This is a genomic window from Streptomyces sp. NBC_01216, assembly GCF_035994945.1.
Classification (GTDB): domain Bacteria; phylum Actinomycetota; class Actinomycetes; order Streptomycetales; family Streptomycetaceae; genus Streptomyces.
The window spans coordinates 6703789-6729899 of record NZ_CP108677.1 but is presented as its reverse complement, the minus strand read 5'-3'; the positions used below and the strand labels follow the sequence as shown (position 1 = coordinate 6729899).

Here is a 26111-nt window from a genome sequence, read left to right as displayed (position 1 = left end):
ACCACCTGCGTATCGTATGGGGCAACGACCTCCGCGGCTCTCAGGCGACCGCATCGGCCGGCACCGGCCCCCCGGGCTTCCGGAGGGCCGGATGCCGTCGCGTCCCGTGCTTCCTGCCCGGTGCCGCCCCGAAGCCGGGTCGCTTCGTACCGGCTCGGGTGCGGTGCGCGTCAGGTGTGGATCCGGCCGTTGGCTCCGTCGTGGGCGTCCGCCGCCTCGTCGTCGAACCAGTAGTCGCCGGCGGCGAGATAGCGGAAGGACTGGACGCTCTTGAGCGGCAGGCCCACGGTGACGGCGCGGCGGCCGTCCTTGCGCGGCCGGAGCGTGTGGACACCGGGCCGCCAGTCGTTGAAGTCGCCGACCACGCTCACGGGGCCGGGCGGCTGGTCGGCCGGCAGGACGAAGGTGATCTCGGCTCGGTTCTTGCGCGTCTTGCGTTCGAGCATGGGGGCTCCCGCCTGTGAAGGGGTGTCGGGTCATCCTGGTCCGCGGTCGGGCGCGGGGCGGCGCGGCGCGGCGCGCGACCGCGGGAGACCACCCGGCCGACGCACGCCGACGGTGCCCGACACCGCGGCACGGCGGAGCGCGGGAGGCCCGGGAGCCGTACCGGAGGGCCTGGTCAGCCTCCCTGGCCGAGGAGCAGTGTCGTCTCCGCCTTCCAGTCGATCCGGCCCGCCTCGCCGCCGTCCGGGACGGCGGCGTAGGTCTCGCCCAGCCACCTCCGCAGCGCGGCCCGGTCGACGTCGACCAGGGCACGGGCACCGGGCGGGCCGAGCAGCATCCGTACCCGCCCTCCGCGCCGACCCTGGTACAGCGGCCACAGCCGGACGTCCCCCCGGCCGCTCGGCATGTGGGTGCCGGAGCGCAGCAGCTCACGGGAGAGCTCCCACACGACCGACCCGCCCCGTGCGTCCCTGAAGTGCGCCCGGATCGCCCAGGGGTCGTCGGGGTCGTACCCGAAGGTCGCCTCCAGGGTGAGGTCGCCTCCCTCCTGGACCTGGCGGGCCGTGGTCCGCCACGGCCTGACCCGGGGGCTGGTCCTCTCGTGCGGGTTCTCCCGTCCCTCTGTGCCGGACATCGTCGCCACCTCCCTCGCGAGGATCGCGGTGCCCCTCGCGGCGCACCTCTGACGGCCCGTGTTTCCACGTCCGCGGGTTTCACGCGCCGTGGGGGTGAACGGCGGGTGAAACCTGGCGTCGCGGCAGCCGGGGAAGCGTCGCCCCGGGGCGCAGCCGTCGGCGCGTGCCGGTGGCCGCCGGGGCAGCCGGTGGGGATGCCTGGTCCCCGCCCGCGGCCGGTGTCATTCGGCCGTACCCGTGCGGGCCGGCGGTCCTCCGCCGATAATTGCCGGGTGATGCGCACCGGCGAAGCACAGCCCGCCCGCCCTCCCCGTGGTGATGTCCCCTCAGCACCGCCGGCGGCCGACCGGTGCCGGGACCGCGTGTGAGGTCGCCGCGGGCGCCGGGAAGCATCACGGTCCTTCCACGGCCCGCTCACCGGGCCGTGAGGGCCGTGCCGAACGACTCGCCCGTTCCACTCATCAGGAGGACATCGTGCGGATGCTGATCAACGTTCCGGAGACCGTCGTCGCCGACGCGCTACGGGGCATGGCCGCGGCACATCCCGAGTTGACCGTCGACGTCGAGAACCGGGTCGTCCTGCGGCGGGACGCGCCCATGGCGGGGAAGGTGGGCCTGATATCCGGCGGCGGCTCGGGGCACGAGCCGCTGCACGCCGGGTTCGTCGGGCCCGGGATGCTGGCGGCGGCCTGCGCCGGCGAGGTGTTCACCTCGCCCGTTCCGGACCAGATGGTGCGGGCCGCCGCCGCGGTCGACAGCGGGGCGGGGGTGCTGTTCGTCGTCAAGAACTACACCGGGGACGTCCTCAACTTCGAGATGGCCGCCGAGCTGGCCGAGGACGAGGGCGTGCAGGTCGCCCAGGTGCTCGTCGACGACGACGTGGCGGTGACCGACAGCCTCTACACCGCCGGCCGGCGGGGAACCGGCGGCACCCTGTTCGTGGAGAAGATCGCGGGGGCCGCCGCGGAGGAGGGCGCGCCGTTGGAGCGGGTCGAGGCGATCGCCCGGCGGGTGAACGAGAGGTCGCGGTCGTTCGGGGTGGCGCTGAGCGCCTGCAGCACGCCCGCGAAGGGCGGTCCCACCTTCGACCTGCCGGACGGGGAACTGGAGTTGGGTGTCGGTATCCACGGGGAGCCGGGCCGGGAACGGCGCCCGATGATGACCTCCCGGGAGATCGCAGACTTCGCGGTGGACGCCGTCCTGGAGGATCTGAGGCCGACGGGACCGGTACTGGCCCTGGTGAACGGCATGGGCGCGACGCCGCTGCTCGAACTGTACGGGTTCAACGCCGAGGTCCAGCGGGTCCTGTCCGAGCGGCGGGTCCCGGTCGCGCGCACGCTGGTCGGGAACTACGTGACCTCGCTCGACATGGCCGGCTGTTCGGTGACCCTGTGCGCGGCCGACGAGGAGCTGCTGCGCCTGTGGGACGCACCGGTGCGGACGCCCGCCCTGCGGTGGGGCCGGTGAGAGAACCCGCACGCACGCGCGGCCCCGCAGTCCCCGCACGCCCCGACACGACCGAGGTGACAGAAGTGACCGAGCCGACCACCCCCGGCACGCCCGAGGGGCCCCCCGCGCCGGGGCCGGTTCCCGGCGCGCTCGACACGGCGTTCTTCGTCCGCTGGCTCAGCGCCGCCGCCGCGGCCGTCGACCGCGAGGCGGACCGCCTCACGGAGCTGGACTCCGCGATCGGGGACGCCGATCACGGCGCCAACATGCGACGGGGTTTCGCCGCCGTCACGGCCGTACTGGAGAAGGAGCCGCCGCCGACACCGGGGGCCGTGCTCCGCGCGGCCGGGCGGCAGCTGATCTCCACGGTCGGAGGTGCCTCCGGGCCGCTGTACGGAACGCTGCTGCGGCGCACCGGCAAGGCTCTGGGCGACGAAGCGGCCGTGAGCCGCGAGCGGCTCGCCGAGGCGCTGGCCGCCGGGGTCGCGGCCGTCTCCGGGCTCGGCGGGGCGCGGCCGGGCGACAAGACCATGCTGGACGCGCTGGTACCGGCGGCCGAGGCGCTGGGCGAGTCCTTCGACGCGGCCCGGGAGGCGGCCGAGCGGGGCGCGCTGGCGACCGTACCCCTGCGGGCGCGCAAGGGGCGGGCCAGCTACCTGGGAGAGCGTTCCGTCGGGCACCAGGATCCGGGCGCCACCTCGTCGGCGCTGCTGGTCGCCGCGCTGGCGGAGGTGTCCCGATGAGCGGGCGGGTCGGCATCGTGCTGGTGTCGCACAGCGCTTCCGTGGCCGGAGCCGTGGCGGAGCTCGCCCGGGGTCTCTCGGGGGGCGGCCCCTCCGCCCCGATCCTCCCTGCGGGCGGAACCCCCGACGGGGGGCTGGGTACCAGCGCCGAGCTGATCGCGAAGGCCGCCGACGCGGCCGACGAGGGAGCCGGGGTGGCCCTGCTCGTCGATCTGGGCAGTGCCGTGCTGACCGTCAAGGCCCTGCTCGCCGAGGGGGACGAGCTGCCCGAGGGGGCGCGGCTGATCGACGCGCCGTTCGTCGAGGGAGCGGTCGCCGCTCTCGTGACGGCGAGTGCCGGTGGGGACCTGGACGCCGTGGAAGCGGCGGCCGCCGAGGCGTACGCCTACCGGAAGGCGTGAGGGCCGGCGGGGCGGCCGGTCGGCCCGGCCGCCCCGTCACGGGGAGTCCCGGCACCCCACCGTGTTGTGATGTGCCTGGTCAACCCACTAATGTCACAGGGCCTTGGTGTACGGGAAACCGGTGCAGTACCGGTGCGGCCCTCGCCACTGTGATCGGGAGGTCCGGCTCCACGCCCTGGGAGGACCCCAGGGAAGCCACTGCACCACCGCGGGTGACCGCGGCCGGTGTGGGAAGGCGGAGTCCGGGCGGCATGACCGTCAGCCAGGAGACCGGCCAAGGTGCGTTGTCCATCCACGAGGTGCTGGAGAGGGTCTCCCAACCATGCATATCGCCGAGGGGTATCTGCCCCCTGTGCACGCGGCCGCCTGGGGCGTCGCGTCCGCCCCGTTCGTCGTCCACGGTGTCCGCGCGCTGTCCCGTGAAGTAAAGGCTCATCCCGAGTCCACCCTGCTGCTCGGCGCCTCGGGCGCCTTCACCTTCGTCTTGTCCGCCCTCAAGATCCCCTCGGTGACGGGCAGTTGCTCGCATCCCACCGGTACGGGACTGGGGGCGATCCTGTTCCGGCCGCCCGTGATGGCGGTCCTGGGCACCATCACCCTGCTGTTCCAGGCGCTACTCCTGGCACACGGCGGACTCACCACCCTCGGCGCCAACGTCTTCTCGATGGCGATCGTCGGCCCCTGGGCCGGGTACGGGACGTACCGGCTGCTGCGGCGGTTCGACGCCCCGCTGATGGTGAGCGTCTTCTTCGGAGCCTTCGTCGCCGACCTCTCGACGTACTGCGTCACCAGCGTGCAGCTGTCACTGGCCTTCCCGGACCCGGTCAGCGGTGTCCTGGGTTCGCTCGCGAAGTTCGGCGGCATCTTCGCCGTCACCCAGCTGCCGCTCGCGGTCAGCGAGGGGCTGCTGACGGTCCTCGTGATGCGGCTGCTCGCGCAGTCCAGCAAGGGGGAGCTGAGCCGCCTCGGCGTGCTGCTGCCCGCCGCCCGCAAGAGCGAGACCACGGAGGCGGTCGCCCGATGAGCCGGAACGCGAAGATCAACACTCTGCTGCTCCTGGTGGTCGCGGCGCTGGCCGTGCTGCCCCTGCTGCTGGGGCTCGGGGACCACAAGGAGGAGCCGTTCACGGGGGCCGACGGTGAGGCGGAGTCGGCGATCACCGAGATCCGGCCGGACTACGAGCCGTGGTTCAGCCCGCTGTACGAGCCGCCGTCCGGAGAGGTCGAGTCGGCCCTGTTCTCGCTCCAGGCGGCGCTCGGAGCGGGTGTCCTCGCGTACTACTTCGGCCTGCGCAAGGGCCGCAGGCAGGGCGCGGCCCGCGCGGTGGCGGGTACCGCGTCGTCGGCCCCGGTGCCAGGGCCGACGACCGCCGGTGAAGAGTAGCCGGGGATGCTGCCCATCGACGCGGCGGCACACAGCAGTCGCTGGCGCCGCCGGCATCCGGGCGAGAAGGCCCTGCTCGGTTTCGGTCTGACCCTGTGCGCGGTGTCCCTGCCGCCGTGGCCGGGGGCGGTGCTGGTCGCCGCCGCCACGCTGGGCGTGCTGCTCGGACCGGCCGGAGTGCCGCGGCGTCAGCTGTGGCGGGCGTTCCGCATCCCTCTGGGGTTCTGCGTGACGGGCGCGGTCCCGCTGCTGTTCGAGGTCGGCGGGTCCCGCGGCCTGGTCGCGCTCGCGCCGGACGGACCGGCACAGGCCGGCCAGCTGCTGCTGCGGACCTCGGCCGCCTCCCTGGGGGTGCTGCTGTTCGCGTTCACCACACCCGTCTCGGACGTGCTGCCCCGGCTGGTGCGGGCGGGGGTGCCGGCGCCCGTGGTGGATGTCGCGCTGGTCATGTACCGGATCAGCTTCCTGCTCCTGGACGCGATGTCGAAGATCCGGCAGGCGCAGGCGTCCCGGCTCGGGCTGACCACACGGGCGGCGACCTGGCGCTCGCTGGCCGGTCTCGGCGCCACGGCGTTCGTCCGCGCCTTCGACCGGGCGCAGCGCCTCCAGAGCGGACTCGCCGGGCGGGGCTACGACGGCACGCTGCGGGTGCTGGTGCCCGAGGCCGCGGTCTCCCGCCGTTTCCTCGCGGCGACGGCGGGCGTGCTCGCCGGACTCGTCGCGCTCACCCTCGTCCTCGAAAGGTACCTGCCGTGAGTACTCGGTCCACTGTCGTCGAGCTGGTGGAGGCGGGTTTCGCCTACCAGGACGGGCCCGCCGTGCTCGACGGTATCCGCTTCGCGGTGCCCGAGGGCCGGGCCACCGCGCTTCTGGGCCGCAACGGAAGCGGCAAGACCACCCTGATGAGGCTGCTGAGCGGCGGGCTGCGGCCCGGCAGCGGCAGGCTGCTGCTGGACGGGACGGAGGTGACGTACGACCGCAAGGGCCTCACCCGGCTGCGGACGACCGTACAGCTGGTCGTCCAGGACCCGGACGACCAGCTCTTCGCGGCCTCGGTCGGGCAGGACGTGTCCTTCGGGCCGATGAACCTGGGCCTGCCGGAGGAGGAGGTACGGCTCCGCACCCGCGAGGCGCTGGAGGCCCTGGACATCGTCTCCCTGGAGGACCGGCCGACCCACCTGCTGTCCTACGGCCAGCGCAAGCGGGCGGCCATCGCGGGAGCCGTCGCGATGCGACCGCGCGTACTGATCATGGACGAGCCGACGGCCGGGCTCGATCCGCACGGCCAGGAGCGTCTGCTGGAGGTGCTGGCCAGGCTGCGGGACTCCGGCACGACGGTGGTGATGGCGACGCACGACGTGGACCTGGCCCTGCGCTGGGCGGACGACGCCGCGGTACTCGCGCCCCAGGGCCTGCGCACCGGGCCGATCGCCGAGCTGCTCGCGGACGACGCCCTGCTCGCCGCGGCCCGGCTGCGCCGGCCCTGGGGAATGGCGGTGACCCGGCTGCTGCGCGGCCACGGCCTGCTCCCACCGGGCGTGGAAGGCCCCCGGACGGCTGAGGAGCTGGACATCTGGTCGGAGGTGCCGGGGCGGGCGTAGACACGGAACCGGATGTCGTGCGGAGGCGGACGGCGGCGTCCTGGTGCGGGGGCGGCGAGGGCGCGCGGCATGGTCGGGCTCGCGCCGGACGGACCGGCAGAGGCGGGCGGGGCGGGCGCGCGCGCCCTGGCGCCGAGGCCGTGTGCCGGGTCAGAGCCTGTCGGGTGGACCGCCGGCTCCGTCCCCTCGCCCCGCGCGCCACCGCGTGCGTTGCGCACATCACCTCCAGCCCTTTATGCAACTTGTTGCACAAAGCCCTTCGGGTCGTCTACAACAGACCGTGACGACACTGCGCGAGGAGGCGCCCCGATGGCCCCGACCACTCCGTACCCGCACCTGCTGAGCCCGCTCGACCTCGGGTTCACCACCCTGCCCAACCGGGTGCTCATGGGTTCCATGCACGTCGGACTCGAAGAGGCCGAGAACGGTTTCGAGCGGATGGCCGCCTTCTACGCCGAGCGCGCCCGCGGCGGTGTCGGCCTCATCGTGACCGGAGGCATCGCCCCCAACGAGGAGGGCCGTCCCTGGGACGGCGGCGCCAAGCTCAGCACCGAAGAGGAGGTCGCGGAGCACCGGCTGATCACCGACGCCGTGCACGAGGCCGGCGGCCGGATCGCCCTGCAGATCCTGCACTTCGGCCGCTACGCGTACCACCCCGGCCTGGTCGCCCCCAGCGCCCTCCAGGCTCCGATCAGCCCCTTCGTACCGAACGAGCTGTCCGACGCCGACATCGAGCGGACCATCGAGGACTACGCCCGCTGTGCCGAGCTGGCCAAGTCCGCCGGGTACGACGGCGTGGAGGTCATGGGGTCCGAGGGCTACCTCGTCAACGAGTTCATCGCCGCCGCCACGAACCGGCGCACCGACCGCTGGGGCGGCAGCTACGAGAACCGGGTCCGCTTCCCGCTGGAGATCGTCCGGCGCATCCGCGAACGGGTCGGCGAGGAGTTCATCCTCGTGTACCGGCTCTCCATGCTGGACCTGGTCCCCGGTGGCTCGACCCTGGAGGAGGTGGTCGCTCTCGCCAAGGAGATCGAGGCCGCCGGCGCCACCCTCATCAACACCGGCATCGGCTGGCACGAGGCCCGGATCCCCACCATCGCGACCTCGGTGCCCCGCGGCGCCTACACCTGGGTCACGAAGAAGCTGATGGGCGCGGTCTCCGTCCCGCTGGTCACCAGCAACCGCATCAACACGCCCGAGGTCGCCGAGCAGATCCTCGCCGAGGGACGCGCCGACATGGTCTCGATGGCCCGTCCGTTCCTCGCCGACCCGGACTTCGTCGGCAAGGCCGCCGCCGGCCGTGCCGACACCATCAACACCTGCATCGGCTGCAACCAGGCGTGCCTGGACCACACCTTCAGCCTCAAGATCACCTCCTGCCTGGTCAATCCGCGCGCCTGCCACGAGACCGAGCTGATCCTCTCCCCCACCCGCCTCGCGAAACGGATCGCCGTCGTCGGCGCGGGCCCCGCAGGTCTGGCCTTCTCCGTGTCCGCCGCCGAACGCGGCCACCAGGTCACCCTGTTCGACGCGGCCGACGAGATCGGCGGCCAGCTGAACGTCGCCAAGCGGGTGCCGGGCAAGGAGGAGTTCGACGAGACCCTGCGGTACTTCCGCACCCAGCTCGACACCCGAGGGGTCGACGTCCGCCTGAACACCTTCGTCTCGGCCGACGACCTCGACGGCTTCGACGAGATCGTCGTCGCGACCGGGGTCACCCCGCGCACCCCCGCCATCGAGGGTGTCGACCACCCGAGCGTCGTGAGCTACCTCGACGTCCTGCGCGACGACGCCCCGGTCGGCGAGCGGGTGGCCGTCGTCGGCGCGGGCGGCATCGGCTTCGACGTCGCCGAGTTCCTCACGGACGGCGGCCAGGGCGCGAGCCAGGACCCGGAGACCTACTTCCGCCAGTGGGGGGTGGACACCGCGTACGAGACGCGCGGCGGCCTGCGCACCCCCGAGCGGCCCCGGCCTCCCCGGCAGGTCCATCTCCTCCAGCGCAAGACCTCCAAGGTCGGCGCCGGACTCGGCAAGACCACCGGTTGGATCCACCGCGCCGAGATGAAGCACCGCGGTGTCACCATGGTCGCCGGCGTCTCCTACGAGCGGATCGACGACGAGGGCCTGCACATCAGCCTCGACGGCGAACCCCGGGTCGTCCCGGTCGACACCGTCGTGCTCTGCACGGGCCAGGAGCCGCGCCGCGAGCTGTACGACACGCTGGTCGCCGCCGGCCGCACCGCGCACCTCATCGGAGGCGCCGACGTGGCGGCGGAGCTCGACGCCAAGCGGGCCATCGACCAGGGCACCCGCCTCGCGGCCTCTCTCTGACGCGCGGACCGGGCCGCCCGCGCTGGGCGGTCCGGCCCCTCGCCCACCGGGCGGCCGGCCGCCCCGCCCCCGCACCACCGCGGCCGGCCCGCGAACCTAGGATGCGCCCATGTCCCTCCCGCACGCGATCCTGACCGCGCTGCTCGAGAAGCCCTCCTCGGGACTCGAACTGACGCGCCGTTTCGACAAGTCGATCGGCTACTTCTGGTCGGCCACGCACCAGCAGATCTACCGCGAGCTGGGCCGGCTGGAACAGGCGGGCCACATCCGCGCCCTGCCGTCCCCGGTGCCGGCGCGGGGGCAGAAGAAGGAGTACGAGGTCCTGCCCGCCGGGCGGGACGAACTGACGGCCTGGGTGGCCCGGACCGAGGACCCGAAACCGCTGCGGTCGGCGCTGCTGCTGCGTATGCGGGCGGCGGGCGTGGTGGGCGCGACCGGCATGCGGGCCGAGCTGGAGCGCCATCTCGAACTGCACCGCCGCCAGTTGGCGGAGTACCGGGACATCGAGGAGCGGGACTTCCCGGCGTCGCGCCGGGAGAGCGCGCCGGACCGGCTGCGACACCTCGTGCTGCGGGGCGGGATCGACCTGGAGCGGTTCTGGGTCGAATGGCTGACACACGCCCTGGACGAGCTGCCCGCGTAGGGCGCGCGCGGACCCGCCGCCCGGCGCGATCCCGAGGCCCGCGCGGGGCCGGGTGTGGATACTGGACGACGAGGAGATCCACGACAGGAAAGGGCGGGCATGGCCGACGACTTGGGGCATCGTGCGACGCGTCACGCGGTGGTGATCGGGGGAAGTCTCGCGGGCCTGCTGGCCGCGCGGGTGCTGAGCGAACACGCGGAGAGGGTCACGGTCGTCGAGCGCGACCGCCTCCCGGAGGGCCCGGACCCGCGGCCGGGCGTTCCGCAGGGCCGTCACACCCACGTCCTGCTGGCGGGCGGACAGCGGGCACTGGACGAGCTGCTGCCGGGATTCACCACCGAACTGGCCGGCCTCGGCAGCCCTCAGGTGGGCATGCCCGAGGACATGCTTCAGCTCCAGGACGGCCGGTGGTTCCGCCGCACCGCGTCCTCGACCTCGCTGTACACCGGCCCCCGCGCACAGCTCGAATGGCTGGTGCGCCGCCGGGTGCTCGCCGATCCGCGCATCGAGATGGTCGAGGGCGCCGAGACGGTCGGTCTGATCGGCGACTCCGCGCGCGTGCGCGGAGTGCTCTGGCGCGAGCGGGGTGCCGACGCCGCCCGGGAGCCCCGGCGCCTGGAGGCCGACCTGGTGGTCGACGCCGCCGGGCGCGGCACCCGTGCCCCGGACTGGCTCGCCGCGATCGGCGCGGAGGCACCGCACGAGGAGACCATCGACACCGGTCTCGGCTACGCGACCCGCGTCTACCGAGGCGCGGCGGACGGCACGACGGACGCGCTCGGCGTCAACATCGTGCCCCATCCCCGGCAGATCTACGGCGCCGTCGTCACTCCCGTCGGCGAAGGTCGCCATCTGGTGACCCTGTCCGGGCTACGCGAGGACGTGCCGCCCTCGGACGAGGCCGGTTTCGAGGAGTTCGCGAAGCGGCTTCCGCATCCGCTGGTCAGCGAGTGGATGGCGAAGGCCCAGCCGGACTCCGCCGTCTTCGGCTTCCGCCGGACCTCCAACGTACGCCGCCGGTACGACCTGCCCGGCCGGCGCCCAGCGGGATTCCTCGCCACCGGTGACGCGCTCTGCGCCTTCAATCCGATCTACGGTCAGGGCATGACGGTGGCCGCGCTGTGCGCCGTCGCGCTGCGCCGCGCGCTCGGCGACCGGCGCCGCACGGCGACCACCCGGACCGTCCAGAAGGCACTGCTCGCCGCGTCGCGACAGGCTTGGGACATCTCCGCGGGCGCGGACCGGAAGATGCCGGGGGCGACCGGCAACGCCGCCGGCTCGCGCGCGGTGGACAGGCCCGTGGGCTGGTATCTGCGCCGCCTTCAGCAGCGGTACCCGGGAGACCCGGTGGTCGGATCGGCCTTCCGTTCCGTCCTCACCCTCACGGCACCGATGTCGTCGCTGTTCGCCCCCGCCGTGGCGCGGGCCGTGCTGTTCGGCCCGGTGGGGCGGACACCGGCGGAGCCGCCGCTGCGGCGCGAGGAGCCGTAGGCGCGCTGACCGGGACCGGGTCCGCGCGTACCCGGCCGCCCCGCCACGTACCCGGCCGCCCCGCCACGTACCCGAGCCGATCCCCGCTCCGCACCCGCCCTGCCGCGAGATCCCGCCTCGCCCCGCCGGCCACCCGACAGGCGCTGCGGGCCTGTCGGGTGGCCTTCGACCGACAGGCGGACGCGGCCTGGTGCGTGCGACTCCAAGGCGCCGGGAGGTCACCGTAGCGGAGCTGCCGGGGCATCCCGGCAACACCGGCAGCGTGCGTGCCAGGGCGTGACCGCCCGGTCAGAGGCCACCCGACAGGCTCGTCAGACACCCGGCGCCGCCACGATCACCCCGGCCGCGATCGCGGCGCTCAACTCGGCGTGGTCGTCGGCGTTCTGGCCGGCGTACCGGATCGCGAACTCGGCGACCGCCCGGTCGAAGACGTCCGAGGAGCCGAGGTAGCCGGCGATGGCTATCCGGTCGCCGGAGCGCGCGTGGGCACGCGCCAGAGCGTGGCCGCACAGCCGCGCGTAGGCGCGCAGTCGGGACGGGGACAGGGCCTCGACGTCCACTGGGTTCTTCGTGTCACGCAGTCGGCGCCAGTAGAAGTGGCGCTGTTCCGGACCGGTCATCCAGCCCAGGAAGATGTCACCGGCTGCCTGGACGAGCCGCTGTCCCGCGACGACGCGGCGTCCGTGGTGCGCGTGGGCGCTCGGCGGCAGGTACGCCTCCAGGACGGACCGGCCGGCCTCCCTGACCTGGAGGATCAGCGGATCGTCCCGGTCACGACCCTGGAGCAGCAGGACATAACGGCGGGTGCCGACGTGGCCCACGCCCACGGCCTCGCGGGCCGCGTCGAGGAAGCGGTAGCGGTCGAGCAGCACCCGGCGTTCCTCGGCGAGGGAGCTGCGGTAGTCGCTGAAGACCTTGCCGAGGGTGACCCGGTCGAGGTCACCGGTCCGTTCGAGGAGCGGCGGATCGTCGACGAGGTGCCGGGCACCGGACTCGTCCGTCGTGGTGAGTTCGGCGAGAGTCCGGAGGCCGGTGCGGCGGCGGGCGTGGACGTGGCGGCGCCGGGCGTGGGCGCCGCCGTCGTGGGTGAACGGTGCGAGGTTCCCGGCGTCGATGCGCTCGTACCAGGCGGCGAGTTCGCCGAGTCCGGCCAGCCGGCGCATGGCGGTGCGGTACGAGGAGGCGGCGGCCAGCGCGGCGAGGTGTGCCTTGGCCTTCGTGCCGCCGCTGTGGAGGGTGGCGACGGCGGCGCTCGCGGCGAGTCGTTTGACGTCCCATTCGAAGGGCCCGGGGAGCGTCTCGTCGAAGTCCTCCACATCGAAGAGGAGGGTCCGTTCGGGTGAGGCGTGAATGCCGAAGTTGAGCAGGTGCGCGTCTCCGCAGAGTTGCACGGTCAGGGCGGTGTGGGGCTGCGCGGCGAGGTCCGCGGCCATGACGGCGGCGGCGCCGCGGAGGAAGGCGAAGGGTGACGCGGCCAACCTGCCGTAGCGGACGGGTGCGAGTTCGGCCAGACGGTCGACGTACTGCCGCTCCAGGACGGTCAGCGGGTCGGGGCGCTGCGAGGACGGTATCCAGCGGCCGTGTGAGGAGCGGGGCACGCTCTTGCGGGCCTCCCGGCCGATCGCGGCCCGCTCCGACGGTGTGGTCATCCGGTATCACCCGCCTCCGTCGTCGCCGCCACCATTCGCCACTCATTAGAAGCTCGGTCGCGGGTTTCGGCCACTCTCGGCCGACCCCCCTTCCCGAGTGGTTTAGACCAATGATAGGAATTGATCACCCCCGCGACTCATGTGATCACGCTGAGCAAACAGAGAGGGTCTGATCATGGCCGAACCCGATCCCGCCCCGATGGCGACGGTTCCGCTCTACCTCCGGGTCGCCGCCGCCTTGCGCGACGACCTCGCGGGGCGGCACGTTCCCCCCGGCGGCCGTCTGCCGTCCGAGCGTTCCCTCGCCCATCGCTACCGCGTGAACCGGCAGACCGTGCGCAGCGCCCTGCAGCTGCTGCGCGAGGAGGGGCTCGTGGTGACCGACCGCCGGGGCACCTTCGCGGCGGGGGCGGAAAGCCCCTCTTCCACACCGGTTCTGACGGCGCGTCGACAGAGCTTTCCGGGCGGGACGGAGGCGGCCCACGCCCTGGTGCGGGCCACGCTCGCCTGGGAGGTCCCGCCGGGCGCGCCCGCGAGCCGGCTGGGGCTGGCCCCGGGCGAAGCCACCCTCGTCCACCGCCATGTGGTGCTCGGCCGGAACGGGGCACCACTGCAGCGCTCGGTCTCGTGGTTCTCCCGTGCGGCCCTCAAGGAGATCCCCCAGCTCGGCCGGTACCGGCGGGTCACCGGCGCCACGCAACAGCCCGACCTGCGGCTCCTCTACCACTGGATGCACGAGGCGGGTCTCCGGCTGACCCGGCGGGAGTCGATCGCGGTACCCCCGGGACCCTCCACCGGCGTGGGTCCCGGCGCTGTTCGACTGGTCGTCCACCGGGTGGTGAGCGACCAGCACGGGCATGCCCTGGAGATCACGGACATCGACTTCGCGGCGCACGCCGCGGCCTGGACCTACGAGTTCTCGGCCTGAGAGCCTGTCGGCCGAAGGCCACCCGACAGGCTCTCGGCCGGGCGCCCGGCCCCTCCGTGGGCCCGGGCCCCGGTCGTCAGACGATCCCCTCGGCGATCTCCGCCTCCTCGCGCGCGCTGCCGTACGCCGACGGCGTGCCGTACGAGCGGCGGGCGACGTACCACCAGACACTGGAGAGGATCAGCACCACGGCGAGGGCGATCACCGCGTAGTTCATCGAGTCGATGGTCACCGGGTACGCCTGCGGGAGGCAGAAGAGCACGGTGACGACGGCCACCCAGCCCACCGCGGTCCAGCCGATCGGCCTGCTCCAGCGGCCCAGACTCCACGGTCCGGGGGTGAACCGCTCACCCGCCCGCAGGCGCAGGTAGATCGGGATGGCGTAGGCCGGGGTGATGCCGATGACGTTGATCGCCGTCACGGCGCCGTAGGCGGTGGCGGAGTACAGGGAGGGGACGGCGAGCAGAGCGGCGACGCCGACCGAGAGCCACACGGCGGGCACCGGTGTCTGGGTCCGACTGCTGACCTTGCGCCAGAGGGTGGAGCCGGGCAGGGCGTTGTCCCGGCTGAAGGCGAACACCATCCGGCTGGCCGCTGCGACCTCGGCGTTGCCGCAGAACAGCTGCGCCACGATCACCACGAGCAGCAGGGCCGTGGCGCCGCCGGAGCCGAGCGCATCCAGCAGGATCTGGGCGGGCGGGACACCGGTGGCGCTGTTCTGCGTGCCCGCGTAGTCCTGGATGGCGAAGGTCAGCCCGGCGAGGAGCGCGAAGCCGGCGATCCAGGAGACCCAGATGGCGCGGACGATGCCCTTGGCCGCGCTGACCGAGGCGTTGGAGGTCTCCTCGGAGAGGTGGGCTGAGGCGTCGTAGCCGGAGAAGGTGTACTGGGCGAGCAGCAGACCGACGGCCGCGACGTAGAACGGGTTGTGCCAGCCTGTGTCGTTGACGAACTCGGTGAAGACGAACTCGACCGACTGGTGACGGTCGGGGATGAAGGCGAGGGCTCCGACGATGACGGTGACGCCGCCGAGGTGCCACCAGACGCTGACCGAGTTGAGCACGCTGACCAGGCGGACGCCGAAGAGGTTGAGCACGGCGTGCAGCAGCAGGATCACCAGGAAGATCACGAAGGTGGAACCCGCTGTGGGCACGATGCCCCACTGGAGGTTGAGGAAGGCTCCGGTGAAGAGCGCGGCGCCGTAGTCGATTCCCGCGATGGCACCGAGCAGGCCGAGCAGATTGAGCCAGCCGGTGTACCAGCCCCAGCGTCGGCCTCCGAGCCGGTCGGCCATGTAGTAGAGCGCGCCGGACGTGGGGTAGGCGCTGGTGACCTCGGCGAGGGCGAGGCCGACGCAGAGGACGAAGAGGCCGACGCCGGCCCAGCCCCACATCATGACGGCGGGGCCGCCGGTGCCGAGGCCGAAGCCGTAGAGCGTCATGCAGCCGGAGAGGACCGAGATGACGGAGAAGCTGATGGCGAAGTTGCCGAAGCCGCCCATCCGGCGGGCGAGGACGGGCTGGTAGCCGAGCTCTCTGAGCCGAGCCTCCTCGTCCTGGACCGCGGCGGCCCCTGGTATCGCGTCGACGGGGACGGTGCGGGACATGCCAATACCTCCGGGGGCGGGAGCGGGGAAGGGGGCGGAAATCGAGGGCGGAGCGGGGGCGGTTCAGTCGTCGAGGCAGCGGCCGCGGGCTCTCAGGAAGACTTCCTCGGCGAGCTCCCGGTCGTCGGGGCGGGGCGTCCGGTACGCCCAGGGCAGCACGGTGTAGTAGGGACCGAGCGCCTCGAAGACCCGGGCCGCGTCGGCGAAACGCAGGGCGCCGAAGAGGGCGTGCGCCAGGTGGTTGAGATCGAGGAGGGACGCCTCGTCGGTGGCGCAGAAGAGGAACCAGGCGTCCAGCGCCCGCTGGGCGTCGCGCACGGCGTCCTCGGCGACCCAGTGCAGGTCCAGGGCCCGCTCGTGACCGCGCTCGCGCCGGTAGCGTTCGACCCGGACGTAGAGCGGAAGGGCGTGCAGGGCGGAGCCCGGAGGAGCCGACGCCGCGGCCCACTGCACGTAGTTGACGGCCTCGGCCAGCGGTCCGGAGCGCCGGGCGTACAGGAACTGGAGCATCCGGTGGTGCGCCTCGCGGTTGTGCGGGTCGCGCTTCTCCACCTCGGTGAGGAGCCCCCAGGGTCCGGGTGGGAGCATCGGCGCGGGCGGACGCAGACGGTGTTCCTCCATCCGCTGCCGCTCGTCGAGTACGGCGAGGGCGAGCCGGCAGACCCACGGCACGGGGTCGGCGGGCGTCACCTCGGCGGCGTACCGGCAAGCGGTCCACGCCTCCTGCCACAGCTCGCGGGTGCGGGGGTGTCCGGCCCGGTGTGCGCGGACGGCGCGCTCCACCACGACCCGGGTGTGCATGACGGTGGCGGCGACACTGTCCGGTTCCTCGGCCCGCCACGCCTGGACGACGTCGGTGCCGGCGGCCACCGCCGCGAGTACCTGGGTGCGCTGGGTCCAGCAGGCCCAGTCGCCCGTCTCGTCCAGTAATCGGGCCATCGACACCCAGCGTCCGGTCCGCACGTCCTGTACGGCGTTGCGCAGGGCGTGGTCGTGGCCCGCCGGGTGGTAGACGGGCCGGAAGCCGTTCCCGGCCATCAGGTCGTCGGGCGTGCGATGGGAGACATGAGGTCCTCGGTGGGGTGGAGGGGGTGGTCAGTCCCCCCGGGTGGGGCGTCCCGGCCGTTGATCGGCGATCACTATAGAGGGCTCCGGGCGCCCGCCGCGGGGTTTCATCGCTGATGACAAGTATCCGGCCAGAGACTGTTTTTGACTGTCCATCAGTCACGTGTGGCGACTTGACGAGTCCTTGCCGCCCGGCTTGACGAGCGGGGCCGGTTCCAGGAAGCTTTCCGCTTCGATGATCACGGCAGGCGGCGTTCCAGGACGGGAGACACGAGGATGACGGGCCCGGTACTCGCCGTGGACCAGGGCACTTCGGGGACCAAGGCGTTCGTGGTCTGCCCCTCGCGCGGGGTACTCGGCAGCGGATCGGCGCCCGTGCGCCCCCGCTACCTTCCCGGCGGGCTGGTCGAGGTCGATCCGCGTCGGCTCCACGAGTCCGTGGTGGCCGCCGGACGCGCCGCGCTCGCCGAGGCCGGCACGCCGGTGGTGGCCGTGGGCCTGGCGAACCAGGGCGAGACCGTGCTGGCCTGGGACCCGTCGACGGGCGATCCGCTCACCGACGCGCTCGTCTGGCAGGACCGCCGCGCCGCCGCGGTGTGCGCCGGACTCGTCGAGCACGCCGACGCGCTGCGGCGGCGGACCGGGTTACCGCTGGATCCGTACTTCGCCGCTCCCAAGATGGCCTGGATCCGCCGTCACCTCACCGGCGCGGGTGTGGTGACCACGAGCGACGCCTGGCTGGTCCACCGCCTCACCGGGGCCTTCGTCACCGACGCGGCGACCGCCGGCCGCACCGGGCTGCTCGACCTCGACACCGTGTCCTGGTCCGCCGAGGCGCTCGACGTCTACGGACTGGGCGGAGAACGGCTGCCGCGGGTCGTGGACGCGGACACCCGCGTCGGCGTCACGACCGCGTTCGGCCCTCCGCTGCCGCTCACCGGGCTGCTCGTGGACCAGCAGGCCGCGCTGCTCGCGCAGAGCGTGACCGAGCCGGGGTCGGCCAAGTGCACCTACGGCACCGGTGCCTTCCTCCTCGCCCAGACCGGACCGGTCCCCCGCCGTAGCGACACGGGGCTGGTGAGCTGTGTCGCCTGGCGCCTCGGCGGACGGACGAGCTACTGCCTGGACGGTCAGGTCTACACGGCCGCCTCGGCCGTGCGGTGGCTCACCGACCTCGGCGTGATCCCCGGGGCCGACGCCCTCGACGCGGTGGGCGCCTCCGTACCGGACAGCGGGGGCGTCACCTTCGTCCCCGCGCTGGCCGGCCTCGCCGCGCCCTGGTGGCGCGGCGACGTCCGCGGCTCGCTGACCGGCCTCGGCCTCGACACCACCGGCGGCCATCTGGTCCGAGCCCTCTGCGAGGGCGTCGCCGCCCAGGTGGTGGAACTGGCGGAGGCGGCGGGCAGGGACCTCGGCGCATCGCTCACCTCGCTGCGGGTGGACGGCGGTCTGACCCGGTCGGCGCTGCTGATGCAGACCCAGGCGGACCTCCTCCGGCTTCCCGTCGAGGTCTCGGCCCTGCCGGACGCGACCGCGCTGGGCGCGGCGGCGGTCGCCCGGCTCGGTCTCGAACCCGATCTCCCGGTCCACGAGGCCGTGCCCCGGTGGAAACCCTCGGCCGTATACGAACCGCGGGGCACGGCGGCGCAGGCGGGCGAGCGAATGGACCTCTTCCGCACGGCCGTGGCCGCCCTCCTCGACCGCGGCGGCACGGAAGTCCCGCCCGCGTGAGGGCGCGGCGCGCCACCGCACGGCGCACGGAAGGGACCCGGCGCACGAAGGAGCCGGGCACGGACTGCGGGCTCGTCAGCAGGACGGGTCCGCTGCCGGACACCTCCGCGCCCGGCGGCGCGTACGACGTCGTGGTCGTCGGCGCCGGGGTGGTCGGCTGCGCCGTGGCCCGCGAACTCGCCGGCCACACGCTGCGCGTCGCGCTCGTGGAGGCTTCGGGGGACGTCGGGGACGGCACGTCGAAGGCCAACACCGCGATCCTGCACACCGGATTCGACGCCGTGCCCGGCTCGCTGGAGTCCGCGCTGGTCCGGGAAGGCGGCCGGCGGCTCGCGGCGTACGCGGAGGAGGCCGGTATCCCGGTGGAACCTCTCGGCGCGCTCCTCGTCGCCTGGGACCGGGAGCAGTCGGCCGCGCTCCCCCGGCTCGCCGACAAGGCGGCACGCAACGGCTACCGCGCCACCCGGCCGGTGGGCGCCGCCGAGCTGCGCGCGCGGGAGCCTCGGTTGGGGCCCGGGGCGCTCGGCGCGCTGGAGGTACCCGGCGAGTCGGTCGTCTGCCCCTGGACGACGACGCTCGCGTACGCCACCCAGGCCGTGCGTTCCGGGGTCGACCTGCATCTGAACTGCCGGGTGGAGCGGGCCGATCCGGGCGTACCGCACCGGCTGGTCACCCGGCGGGGGGTGCTGCGCGCCCGGTTCGTGGTCAACGCCTGCGGGCTCCACGCCGACGCCTTCGACGCGCTCTTCGGCCGACATGACTTCACGGTGACCCCGCGACGCGGACAACTGATCGTGTTCGACGCGTTCGCGCGCGGTCTGGTGCGGCACATCCTGCTGCCGGTACCCGGCACTCTCGGCAAGGGGGTCCTGGTCACCCCGACGGTGTACGGCAACGTGATGCTCGGGCCGACCGCCGAGGACCTGGACGACAAGACCGACACCGGGTCGACCGCGGCGGGGCTTGCGGCGCTGCGGGAGCGGGGCCGTCGCATCCTGCCCGCGCTGCTCGACGAGGAGGTCACGGCGGTCTACGCCGGGCTGCGGGCCGCCACCGGGACGGACGACTACCGGGTGACGGCCCACCCCGCCCTGCGCTACGTCACGGTGGGCGGCATCCGGTCCACCGGGCTGACCGCCTCGCTCGCGATCGCCGCGCACGTGCTGGACCTGCTCAGGGACATCGGACTCGGCACGGGCCCGCCGCGTCCACGGGCGCCCGTGCGCATGCCGAACCTGGGCGAGGCCGGGCCGCGTCCGTACCGGGACGCCGAGCGGATCGCGGGCGATCCCGCCTACGGGAGTGTCGTGTGCCACTGCGAGCGGGTGACCCGCGGCGAGATCCGCGACGCGCTCGCTTCGACGATCGCGCCGTCGTCCCTGGACGGACTACGTCGCCGCACCCGGGCCCGCGGCGGGCGCTGCCAGGGATTCTCCTGCGGGGCCGCGGTCCGGGCGATGTTCGAGGAGGCGGGTCCCTGATGGTCCGGGTGCGGTACCGCGCGGTGGACGTCCTGGTGGTGGGGGCCGGACCGGCGGGGCTGTCCGCCGCCGCCCGGCTCGCCACGGCGGGAGCGGGGCGCGTCGAGGTACTCGAACGGGAACGGACCGCGGGTGGGGCGCCCCGGTACAGTGCCCACGGCGGCTTCGGCGGGGCGGCGGACGGACCCGCCTACGCGCGACGCGCGGTCGCCTGGGCGGTGCGGGCCGGTGCCACCCTCCGCACCGGGGTCTCGGCGACCGACTGGGCCGGGCCGCTGACGCTGGAGATCACCGGCCCGGCCGGACGTGAACGGATCACCGCGCGCGCGGTGATCCTGGCGACCGGCGCCCGGGAACGCCCGCGCAGCGCACGCCTGGTGCCCGGCTCCCGGCCGTCCGGAGTGCTGACGACCGGCGAACTCCTGCAGTCCGTCCATCTCCACGGGATGCGGCGGGAGCGGCTTGGAAGACGGGCGGTCGTGGTCGGCGCGGAGCCGGTGGCCCGGCACGCGGTCGCGACGCTGCGGCACGCGGGGCTCCACGTCGCCGCGCTCGTGACGGACCTGCCGCGCGGGGCGGAGCGGCCGGGGACCGTGCACCGGCCGCCGCTGCTCACGGATGCCGCGGTGACGGAACTGGTGGGCCGCGGGCGGCTGACCGGCGTCCGGGTGCGGCACGGCGACGGTCGCCCGGGGCTGCTCCGTTGCGACACGGTGGTCTTCACCGGGGACTGGATGCCCGATCACGAACTGGCCCGCTCCGGTGGGGTGCTCCTGGACGGCGGGACCCGGGGGCCCGCGGTCGACGGCGCGTTCCGTACGGCCTCGCCCGGTGTCTTCGCCGTCGGCAACGTGCTGCGCGGTGTCGAGCCGGCGGTCTGGGCCGCGGCCGAGGGGCACGCCGCCGCGGAGTCCGTCCTCCGGCTCCTCGCCGGCGGGGAGGGCGATGTCACGGCGGCGCCGGTGGTGGTCGAGGACCCGTTGCGGTGGGTGTCGCCGAACCGGATCTCCCGCGGCGGGCACGGCCGCCCGTTCCTGCTCCGGGCGGCACGGCCACTGAGCCACCCGGTGGTGACGGTGGAACAGGAAGGCAGGGTGCTGTGCCGCCGGACGGTGCGGGGCGTGGCCCAGCCGTGGCGTTCCGTCCGGCTGGCCCCGGACTGGGCGCGGGCGGTCGATCCGGCGGGCGGGCCGGTGGTGGTGCGGGCCGGGGACGGAGAGCCTGTCGGATGAACTCCGGCCGGGCCGCCACGACAGGCTCCGAGCCCGCGGGCCGCGAGGGAGGCTACGACGAACGGCCGTGTGGCGCCGAGTGACTGCACGGGGCCGCGGTCGCGCTGCTGAAGGGCGGCGATGTCGGCGTGTGCCGTCTCGACAGCCTCCGGGTACTCCTGGGTCCTCTCGTGCTCGGCGAGGGCCCGGTAGACGCCGGCGACGGACGGGTTCTGTCCCTTGTGCTTCACACGTCGCGCCGCCGCACGACGACCGCAGCGAGTACGACCGCGATCAGCGGCCAGAGCGCGTACACGGCCCATGAGCCGGGGACGGTGGCGCTGTAGGCGAGCGCATGGGGGTCTGGTGCCCAGTTCTGGACCAGGCGCTTCCATGCCGTGACCGGCATCGCGTGGCTCACGGCGGCGGACCAGCGTGCGCTCTGCGAGAAGATCGGCGGCAGCATCACCAGGGTGAAGGCGGTGGTGACCATGGTGGTGGCGCTGTGCCTGATCAGAGCCCCGAGGCCGAGGCCGATCAGTGCGCAGACCGGTGCCAGCAGGGCGGACGCCACCAGCGCCCGGAGCACTCCGGGATGGGTGAGAGGAACCCCGGCCTGTCGTGCGTTCAGGATGCCTTGGGATACCAGGAAGCAACCGCTTGAGATGACCGTACCGACTGCGGTCCAGAGCGCGGCGGTGACGACCGCCTTGGCCAGCACCACCGCAGCACGGGCGGGGACGGCCATGGTGGTGGTGCGGATCAGGCCGCTGCTGTACTCGCTGACGACGGTGAGGGCGCCGACGCTGCCGGCGACGAGTATCAGTGTCCAGTAGCCGGCCGCGGGGAACGCGACGAACACAAGGAATCCCTGTTCGGGCCTCGCGGCCGGGCTCATCGTCCGGAGATCGTCGATTTCCGCCAGTGCCGCGACAGCGGCGGACCCGATGACGAACAGGGTGGTGAGTGCGAGGGTCCATGGGGTGGAGCGCAGGGACCGAACCTTGATCCATTCCGAGAAGAGCAGGTTGCGGAAACGGGCGGGGGGCTCGGCGACAGCCACGGCTGAGGTGGCCGGGGAAGCCGGGGAGAGTGTGGTCATCGGGGTTGTCCTGCCTGGTATTCGACGCTGCCGACGGTGAGTTCCATGAATGCCTCCTCCAGTGAGGCGGTTCGGGTGGTCAGCTCGTTCAGCAGGATCCGGTTCTCGAAGGCGAGCGCTGCGATCCGGTCCGCCGACAGCCCGGTCACGGCGAGCTTTTCGGCGTCCGCCGATCCTTCCGGCTCGACCGACGCCCCCGCGGCGGTCAGCGCCGCCGTCAGCTCGGTGACCTGCCGCGTGCCCACCACGACACCGAGGCGGGTGCTGCGTGCCGCGAAGTCCCTGACCGGCTCGGCGGCGATGAGCCGGCCCCGGCCGATGACGACGAGCTGGTCGGCGGTGTTCTCCATCTCCGACATGAGGTGGCTGGAGAGGAAGACCGTACGGCCCTCGGCCGCGAGGCGCCGGAAGAGGCGGCGCATCCAGAGCACGCCTTCCGGGTCCATGCCGTTGACCGGTTCGTCGAACATCAGCACCGGCGGGTCGCCGAGCAGCGCGGTGGCGATCCCGAGCCGCTGCCTCATGCCGAGCGAGAAGCCGCCGACGCGGCGGGGCGCGGCCTCGGCGAGGCCCACCTCGTGCAGCACTTCGTCCACCCGGCGCGGGGAGATCCCGTTGCTGTGGGCCAGGGCGGACAGGTGGGCCGCGGCGCTGCGGCCGCCGTGGACCTGGTCGGCGTCGAGGAGGGCGCCGACGTGCCGCAGTCCGCGCGGGTGGCTGCGGAAGGGGACGCCGCTGACGGTGGCCCCGCCGCTGGTGGGCGCGTCCAGGCCGAGGATCATCCGCAGGGTGGTGGTCTTGCCTGCTCCGTTGGGACCGAGGAATCCGGTGACCTGGCCCGGTCGGACAGTGAAGGACAGCTGGTCGACGGCGGTCTTGTCGCCGTAGCGTTTGGTGAGTTCGTTGACTTCGATCACAGGGACAACCCTGCCGGGAGGGCTCCGTCCGGTCATGGGGCCGTGGGCGGCAGTCGCGCGGCTGGGTTCGCCCGTGGGCGTACGTCCGCGGGCCGATCCCGCCGGGGTGGCGGCTGGATAGTCTCGCGCCATGGATGCCCGATCGACCACCTCGTTGCCCGTGCGCGTCGCGCAGCGCGGTCTCCCTCCTGAGAGGCCACACCAGCGATGACGAGAACGAAGACCACCGCCTGGGCCGGAGGTGCCCTGTATCTCCTCGCGGTGGGTCTGCTCGTGGGAGGTGCGCCGCGGGCTTCGGGCGCGGTGCACGGTTTTGGGGCACTGCTCGCGGCGAGTCTGCTCGTCGGTGTGCTGCGACGCATGCCGCTCCTGGCTCTGTCCCTGGCGCTGTTCGGGTCCACCGCCGTGGTGGTGGGCCCCCCGGGCTCCGCGCGTGCGGGCCTGTCTGTTTCGTATCAAGGCCAGTTCCTGTCGTTTCTGGCGGTGGACCTCGTCCTGGGCCTCATCGTCGCCACCCGCGAGCGACGAGCCTCGATCGTCGCCCTGGCTGGATCCCTCACCGTCCGGCTCCTGGTCATCGGCGGCTTCTCGCACGGGGACAACCTGACCGTCAACCTCGTGATCGCCCTCCTGGCGATGGCCGCGGCCTGCACGGGTGGACTGCTGCACCGCGAGCGCCGCGAACACACGGTGGCGCTGCGTTCACAGGAGGCGGCCGAGGCCGTGATCGCCGAACGGCTAAGGATCGCAAGGGAGTTGCACGACATGGTCGCGCACAGCATCGGCATCATCGCCATCCAGGCCGGGGCGGCGAGCCAGGTCATCCGGACCCGGCCCACGGAGGCCGGTGAGGCACTGCGGGCCATCGAGGTCACCAGCAGGGAGACCCTGTCGGGCCTTCGGCGCACATTGGTGGCACTCCGTCAGGCAGACCCGGGCACGGCGGCCTCGGGGAACCAGGCAGCCCTCGCGCCCTCGCCGGGTCTGGCGGACATCGACCGGCTGGCGGCGGCCACGGCCGACGCGGGGGTACATGTCGATGTGCGCCGCAGTGGGGAAGAGCGTTCCCTGCCGGCCGACATCGACCTGTCCGCCTTCCGTATCGTTCAGGAGGCGCTGACCAACGTGGTCCGCCACGCGGGCACCGGACACTGCCGGGTGCTCATCGGCTACGGGGACGAGGAGCTGACCGTGGAGGTCGTCGACGAGGGGCGCGGTGCCACCGAGAACAGCTCGGCCCACGGCTTCGGCCTCCTGGGCATGCGGGAGCGGGTCGCCCTGCTGTCCGGCGAGCTCAGCGCCGGGCCGCGCCCCGAGGGCGGTTTCCGGGTGACGGCCCGGCTGCCGCTGCCCGACCCCGTCAAGGTCCCGGTGGAGGCCCGATGACCGCCGGTCCTGTACGCGTCGTACTCGCCGACGACCAGCCACTGGTGCGGTCCGGCCTGCGCCTGGTCATGGCCGATCACCCCGACCTGGAGGTCGTCGGCGAAGCCTCCACCGGCGCCGAGGCGGTCCAACTGGTCAGCGAAACCCGTCCCGACGTCGTGGTGATGGACATCCGGATGCCCGGCATGGACGGGATCGAGGCCACTCGCCAGATCACCACCGGCCCGACCGCAACGCGCGTCCTCGTCCTGACCACGTTCGACGAGGACGACTACGTCTACGGCACGCTGCGGGCCGGAGCGAGCGGCTTCGCGGTCAAGGACATGGCGTTGCACGACATCCTCGCGGCCATCCGCGTGGTCGCCGCCGGCGACGCACTGATCGCGCCGGGGGTCACGCGCCGGCTGATCGCCGACTTCGTCGGGCACCCCCTGCGGCGCTCCCCGCGGCCGGTCGCGGGCATCACCGAGCGGGAACGGGAAGTCCTGACCCTCATCGGGCACGGCCGGACGAACACCGAGATCGCGGAGGACCTCTTCATCACGGTGGCCACCGCCAAGTCGCACGTGTCACGCCTGCTCACCAAACTGGACGCCCGGGACCGGGTCCAGCTCGTAATCACCGCCTATGAGACAGGGCTCGTCACCCTGCCCGCCTGAGCAAACACCACTGCTCCGGCCAGGCCCGGAGCCGTGGTGCTCGCCGCCTCCCCCCGCGGGGTGCGCGTGGTTCACGGATCGCTACATGCCTGTTCGCCGCAGCCCTACGAGAACAGGGCCGGAGCGCCGGGGCGGGCGCGCGGAGCCGCCGGGGCCGCCAGTGGCCCGGTCCGGTGGCGGGTTACCCGGCTGTTGACCGACACCTCGCCGCGGCGTCATGCTCATGACAGATCACTCGTCCACTCCACGGAGGTGTCATGATCCGGCGTACGGTCAGAACCCTGCTCGGCCTCGTCCTGTTGACCGTCACCGCCCTCGCGGGAACAGCCGCCACCGCCGGTACCGCGCACGCCGACGGGTGCTACACCTGGGGCCGGACCCTGTCCTCCGGGATGTCCGGCTCGGACGTCACCCAGCTGCAGGTCCGGGTGGCCGGATACCCCGGCTACGGCGCGGTGCTCGCCCTCGACGGCGACTACGGCCCGGCCACCAAGGCGGCGGTGACCCGCTTCCAGCGGGCCTACGGGCTCGCCGCCGACGGGGTCGCGGGACCGGCCACCTTCTCCAAGCTCTACGCCCTCCAGGACGCCGACTGCACTCCCGCGCACTTCACCTACGCCGAGCTGAACCGCTGCAACGGCGACTTCTCCGGCGGCGCGGTCAGCGCGGCCACCGCGAAATCGCACGCGCTGCGCGCGATGTGGAAGCTGGAGGCACTGCGCCACGCCCTCGGCGACGTGCCGATCAGGGTCAGCAGCGGCTTCCGCTCCTACGCCTGCAACTCCGCCGTCGGGGGCGCCTCGAACAGCCGGCACCTGTACGGGGACGGCGTCGACCTGACCGGCTCGCCGTCCCTGTGTACCCTCGCCAGGCAGGCCCGCAACCACGGCTTCAACGGCATCCTGGGCCCCGGCTACCCGGGGCACGGCGACCACGCGCACGTCGACACCCGGTCGTCCCGGTACTGGTCGGCGAGCAGCTGCGGGATCTGACCCCGTCAGCCACACTGACCGCATGCGGCATTCACGCAGCGCCGGGCTCCTTCTCTTCCGCGGGACGGCGGACGGTGGCGTCGAGGTACTCATCGGCCACGTGACTCCTCCACACCGTAAGCGGGGTGGCTTCTCGCTATGCCTGGTTGGCGTCGCGACGGGCCGGCCCGGCCCGTAGTACGTTCAGAGCGCCCACCGTTCCGCGTGCGCCTGGTGGCCGCAGCCAACCCCGGGGTTTCGACGGATTTGGTCCATCTGAC

The 26111-nt window shown here is 73.3% G+C and carries 24 protein-coding genes and 1 riboswitch; of the genes, 17 read left to right on the top strand and 7 right to left on the bottom strand.

The window, feature by feature from the left end; all coding sequences use genetic code 11:
• Positions 1 to 170: 170 nt before the first annotated feature.
• Entirely contained in the window at positions 171 to 446 is a 276-nt protein-coding gene (locus OG393_RS30385; protein ID WP_327377889.1) for an isoamylase early set domain-containing protein, read from the bottom strand.
• 173 nt (positions 447 to 619) lie between these two features.
• On the bottom strand, positions 620 to 1078 hold the full coding sequence (locus OG393_RS30380; protein ID WP_327377888.1) for an SsgA family sporulation/cell division regulator: 459 nt from the start codon (positions 1076 to 1078) through the stop codon (positions 620 to 622).
• A gap of 481 nt (positions 1079 to 1559) precedes the next feature.
• Here OG393_RS30380 and dhaK point away from each other — a divergent pair, with 481 nt between their 5' ends.
• The 10 genes from dhaK to OG393_RS30330 all read left to right on the top strand — a co-directional run bounded on the left by dhaK (position 1560) and on the right by OG393_RS30330 (position 11124).
• Positions 1560 to 2546, top strand: coding sequence for a dihydroxyacetone kinase subunit DhaK (gene dhaK / locus OG393_RS30375; RefSeq protein WP_327378604.1), 987 nt, complete (start codon positions 1560 to 1562; stop codon positions 2544 to 2546).
• Between the two features lie 65 nt (positions 2547 to 2611).
• Positions 2612 to 3271, top strand: a complete 660-nt coding sequence (gene dhaL, locus OG393_RS30370; RefSeq protein ID WP_327377887.1) for a dihydroxyacetone kinase subunit DhaL — start codon at positions 2612 to 2614, stop codon at positions 3269 to 3271.
• The gene (locus tag OG393_RS30365) at positions 3268 to 3672 is read left to right on the top strand and encodes a PTS-dependent dihydroxyacetone kinase phosphotransferase subunit DhaM (protein WP_327377886.1); all 405 of its coding nucleotides are present in this window, start codon (positions 3268 to 3270) and stop codon (positions 3670 to 3672) included. The genes dhaL and OG393_RS30365 overlap by 4 nt, the downstream gene beginning before the upstream one ends.
• Before the next feature lie 87 nt (positions 3673 to 3759).
• Positions 3760 to 3965, top strand: a riboswitch (cobalamin riboswitch).
• A gap of 29 nt (positions 3966 to 3994) precedes the next feature.
• Entirely contained in the window at positions 3995 to 4696 is a 702-nt protein-coding gene (locus OG393_RS30360; protein WP_327377885.1) for an energy-coupling factor ABC transporter permease, read from the top strand.
• On the top strand, positions 4693 to 5055 hold the full coding sequence (locus OG393_RS30355; protein WP_327377884.1) for an energy-coupling factor ABC transporter substrate-binding protein: 363 nt from the start codon (positions 4693 to 4695) through the stop codon (positions 5053 to 5055). The genes OG393_RS30360 and OG393_RS30355 overlap by 4 nt, the downstream gene beginning before the upstream one ends.
• Positions 5056 to 5061: 6 nt before the next feature.
• Complete coding sequence (gene cbiQ, locus OG393_RS30350; RefSeq protein ID WP_327377883.1) at positions 5062 to 5811, top strand: cobalt ECF transporter T component CbiQ; 750 nt, start codon at positions 5062 to 5064, stop codon at positions 5809 to 5811.
• Positions 5808 to 6656 carry an ATP-binding cassette domain-containing protein gene (locus OG393_RS30345; RefSeq protein ID WP_327377882.1) on the top strand — a complete coding sequence of 283 codons (849 nt, stop codon included), beginning with the start codon at positions 5808 to 5810 and terminating at the stop codon, positions 6654 to 6656. Before cbiQ ends, OG393_RS30345 begins: the two co-directional genes overlap by 4 nt.
• A gap of 309 nt (positions 6657 to 6965) precedes the next feature.
• Positions 6966 to 8990 carry an NADPH-dependent 2,4-dienoyl-CoA reductase gene (locus tag OG393_RS30340; protein ID WP_327377881.1) on the top strand — a complete coding sequence of 675 codons (2025 nt, stop codon included), beginning with the start codon at positions 6966 to 6968 and terminating at the stop codon, positions 8988 to 8990.
• 109 nt (positions 8991 to 9099) lie between these two features.
• On the top strand, positions 9100 to 9633 hold the full coding sequence (locus OG393_RS30335; protein WP_327377880.1) for a PadR family transcriptional regulator: 534 nt from the start codon (positions 9100 to 9102) through the stop codon (positions 9631 to 9633).
• Positions 9634 to 9732: 99 nt separating this feature from the next.
• A complete protein-coding gene (locus OG393_RS30330; RefSeq protein WP_327377879.1) occupies positions 9733 to 11124 on the top strand; it encodes an FAD-dependent oxidoreductase in 1392 nt (463 codons plus the stop codon).
• Positions 11125 to 11435: 311 nt separating this feature from the next.
• Here the strand turns inward: OG393_RS30330 and OG393_RS30325 are convergent, their stop codons facing one another.
• On the bottom strand, positions 11436 to 12773 hold the full coding sequence (locus OG393_RS30325) for a DUF2252 domain-containing protein (RefSeq protein WP_327377878.1): 1338 nt from the start codon (positions 12771 to 12773) through the stop codon (positions 11436 to 11438).
• Positions 12774 to 12948: 175 nt separating this feature from the next.
• Here OG393_RS30325 and OG393_RS30320 point away from each other — a divergent pair, with 175 nt between their 5' ends.
• Positions 12949 to 13701: a GntR family transcriptional regulator gene (locus OG393_RS30320; protein ID WP_327377877.1), complete on the top strand. Its 753-nt coding sequence runs from the start codon at positions 12949 to 12951 to the stop codon at positions 13699 to 13701.
• Between the two features lie 76 nt (positions 13702 to 13777).
• On the opposite strand, the gene OG393_RS30315 is transcribed toward OG393_RS30320, so the two are convergent.
• Both OG393_RS30315 and OG393_RS30310 read right to left on the bottom strand, forming a co-directional pair.
• Positions 13778 to 15307: an amino acid permease gene (locus tag OG393_RS30315; RefSeq protein ID WP_327377876.1), complete on the bottom strand. Its 1530-nt coding sequence runs from the start codon at positions 15305 to 15307 to the stop codon at positions 13778 to 13780.
• Between the two features lie 63 nt (positions 15308 to 15370).
• Positions 15371 to 16345, bottom strand: a complete 975-nt coding sequence (locus OG393_RS30310; RefSeq protein ID WP_327377875.1) for a hypothetical protein — start codon at positions 16343 to 16345, stop codon at positions 15371 to 15373.
• 303 nt (positions 16346 to 16648) lie between these two features.
• On the opposite strand from OG393_RS30310, the gene OG393_RS30305 reads away from it, so the two are divergent.
• The 3 genes from OG393_RS30305 to OG393_RS30295 all read left to right on the top strand — a co-directional run bounded on the left by OG393_RS30305 (position 16649) and on the right by OG393_RS30295 (position 20816).
• A complete protein-coding gene (locus OG393_RS30305) occupies positions 16649 to 18103 on the top strand; it encodes an FGGY family carbohydrate kinase (RefSeq protein WP_327377874.1) in 1455 nt (484 codons plus the stop codon).
• A 92-nt stretch (positions 18104 to 18195) separates the two neighbouring features.
• Positions 18196 to 19584 (top strand): FAD-dependent oxidoreductase, encoded by a 1389-nt coding sequence (locus OG393_RS30300; protein ID WP_327378603.1) that lies wholly within the window; start codon positions 18196 to 18198, stop codon positions 19582 to 19584.
• Positions 19584 to 20816 (top strand): NAD(P)/FAD-dependent oxidoreductase, encoded by a 1233-nt coding sequence (locus OG393_RS30295; RefSeq protein ID WP_327377873.1) that lies wholly within the window; start codon positions 19584 to 19586, stop codon positions 20814 to 20816. The genes OG393_RS30300 and OG393_RS30295 overlap by 1 nt, the downstream gene beginning before the upstream one ends.
• A gap of 226 nt (positions 20817 to 21042) precedes the next feature.
• On the opposite strand, the gene OG393_RS30290 is transcribed toward OG393_RS30295, so the two are convergent.
• On the bottom strand, positions 21043 to 21897 hold the full coding sequence (locus tag OG393_RS30290) for an ABC transporter permease (protein WP_327377872.1): 855 nt from the start codon (positions 21895 to 21897) through the stop codon (positions 21043 to 21045).
• Positions 21894 to 22814, bottom strand: coding sequence for an ATP-binding cassette domain-containing protein (locus OG393_RS30285; RefSeq protein WP_327377871.1), 921 nt, complete (start codon positions 22812 to 22814; stop codon positions 21894 to 21896). Before OG393_RS30285 ends, OG393_RS30290 begins: the two co-directional genes overlap by 4 nt.
• A gap of 207 nt (positions 22815 to 23021) precedes the next feature.
• Here OG393_RS30285 and OG393_RS30280 point away from each other — a divergent pair, with 207 nt between their 5' ends.
• From OG393_RS30280 to OG393_RS30270, 3 genes are all read left to right on the top strand, one after another.
• The gene (locus OG393_RS30280) at positions 23022 to 24200 is read left to right on the top strand and encodes a sensor histidine kinase (RefSeq protein WP_327377870.1); all 1179 of its coding nucleotides are present in this window, start codon (positions 23022 to 23024) and stop codon (positions 24198 to 24200) included.
• Positions 24197 to 24859: a response regulator transcription factor gene (locus OG393_RS30275; RefSeq protein ID WP_327377869.1), complete on the top strand. Its 663-nt coding sequence runs from the start codon at positions 24197 to 24199 to the stop codon at positions 24857 to 24859. The genes OG393_RS30280 and OG393_RS30275 overlap by 4 nt, the downstream gene beginning before the upstream one ends.
• A 257-nt stretch (positions 24860 to 25116) precedes the next feature.
• Positions 25117 to 25851 carry a D-Ala-D-Ala carboxypeptidase family metallohydrolase gene (locus OG393_RS30270; RefSeq protein ID WP_327377868.1) on the top strand — a complete coding sequence of 245 codons (735 nt, stop codon included), beginning with the start codon at positions 25117 to 25119 and terminating at the stop codon, positions 25849 to 25851.
• Positions 25852 to 26111 lie beyond the last annotated feature (260 nt).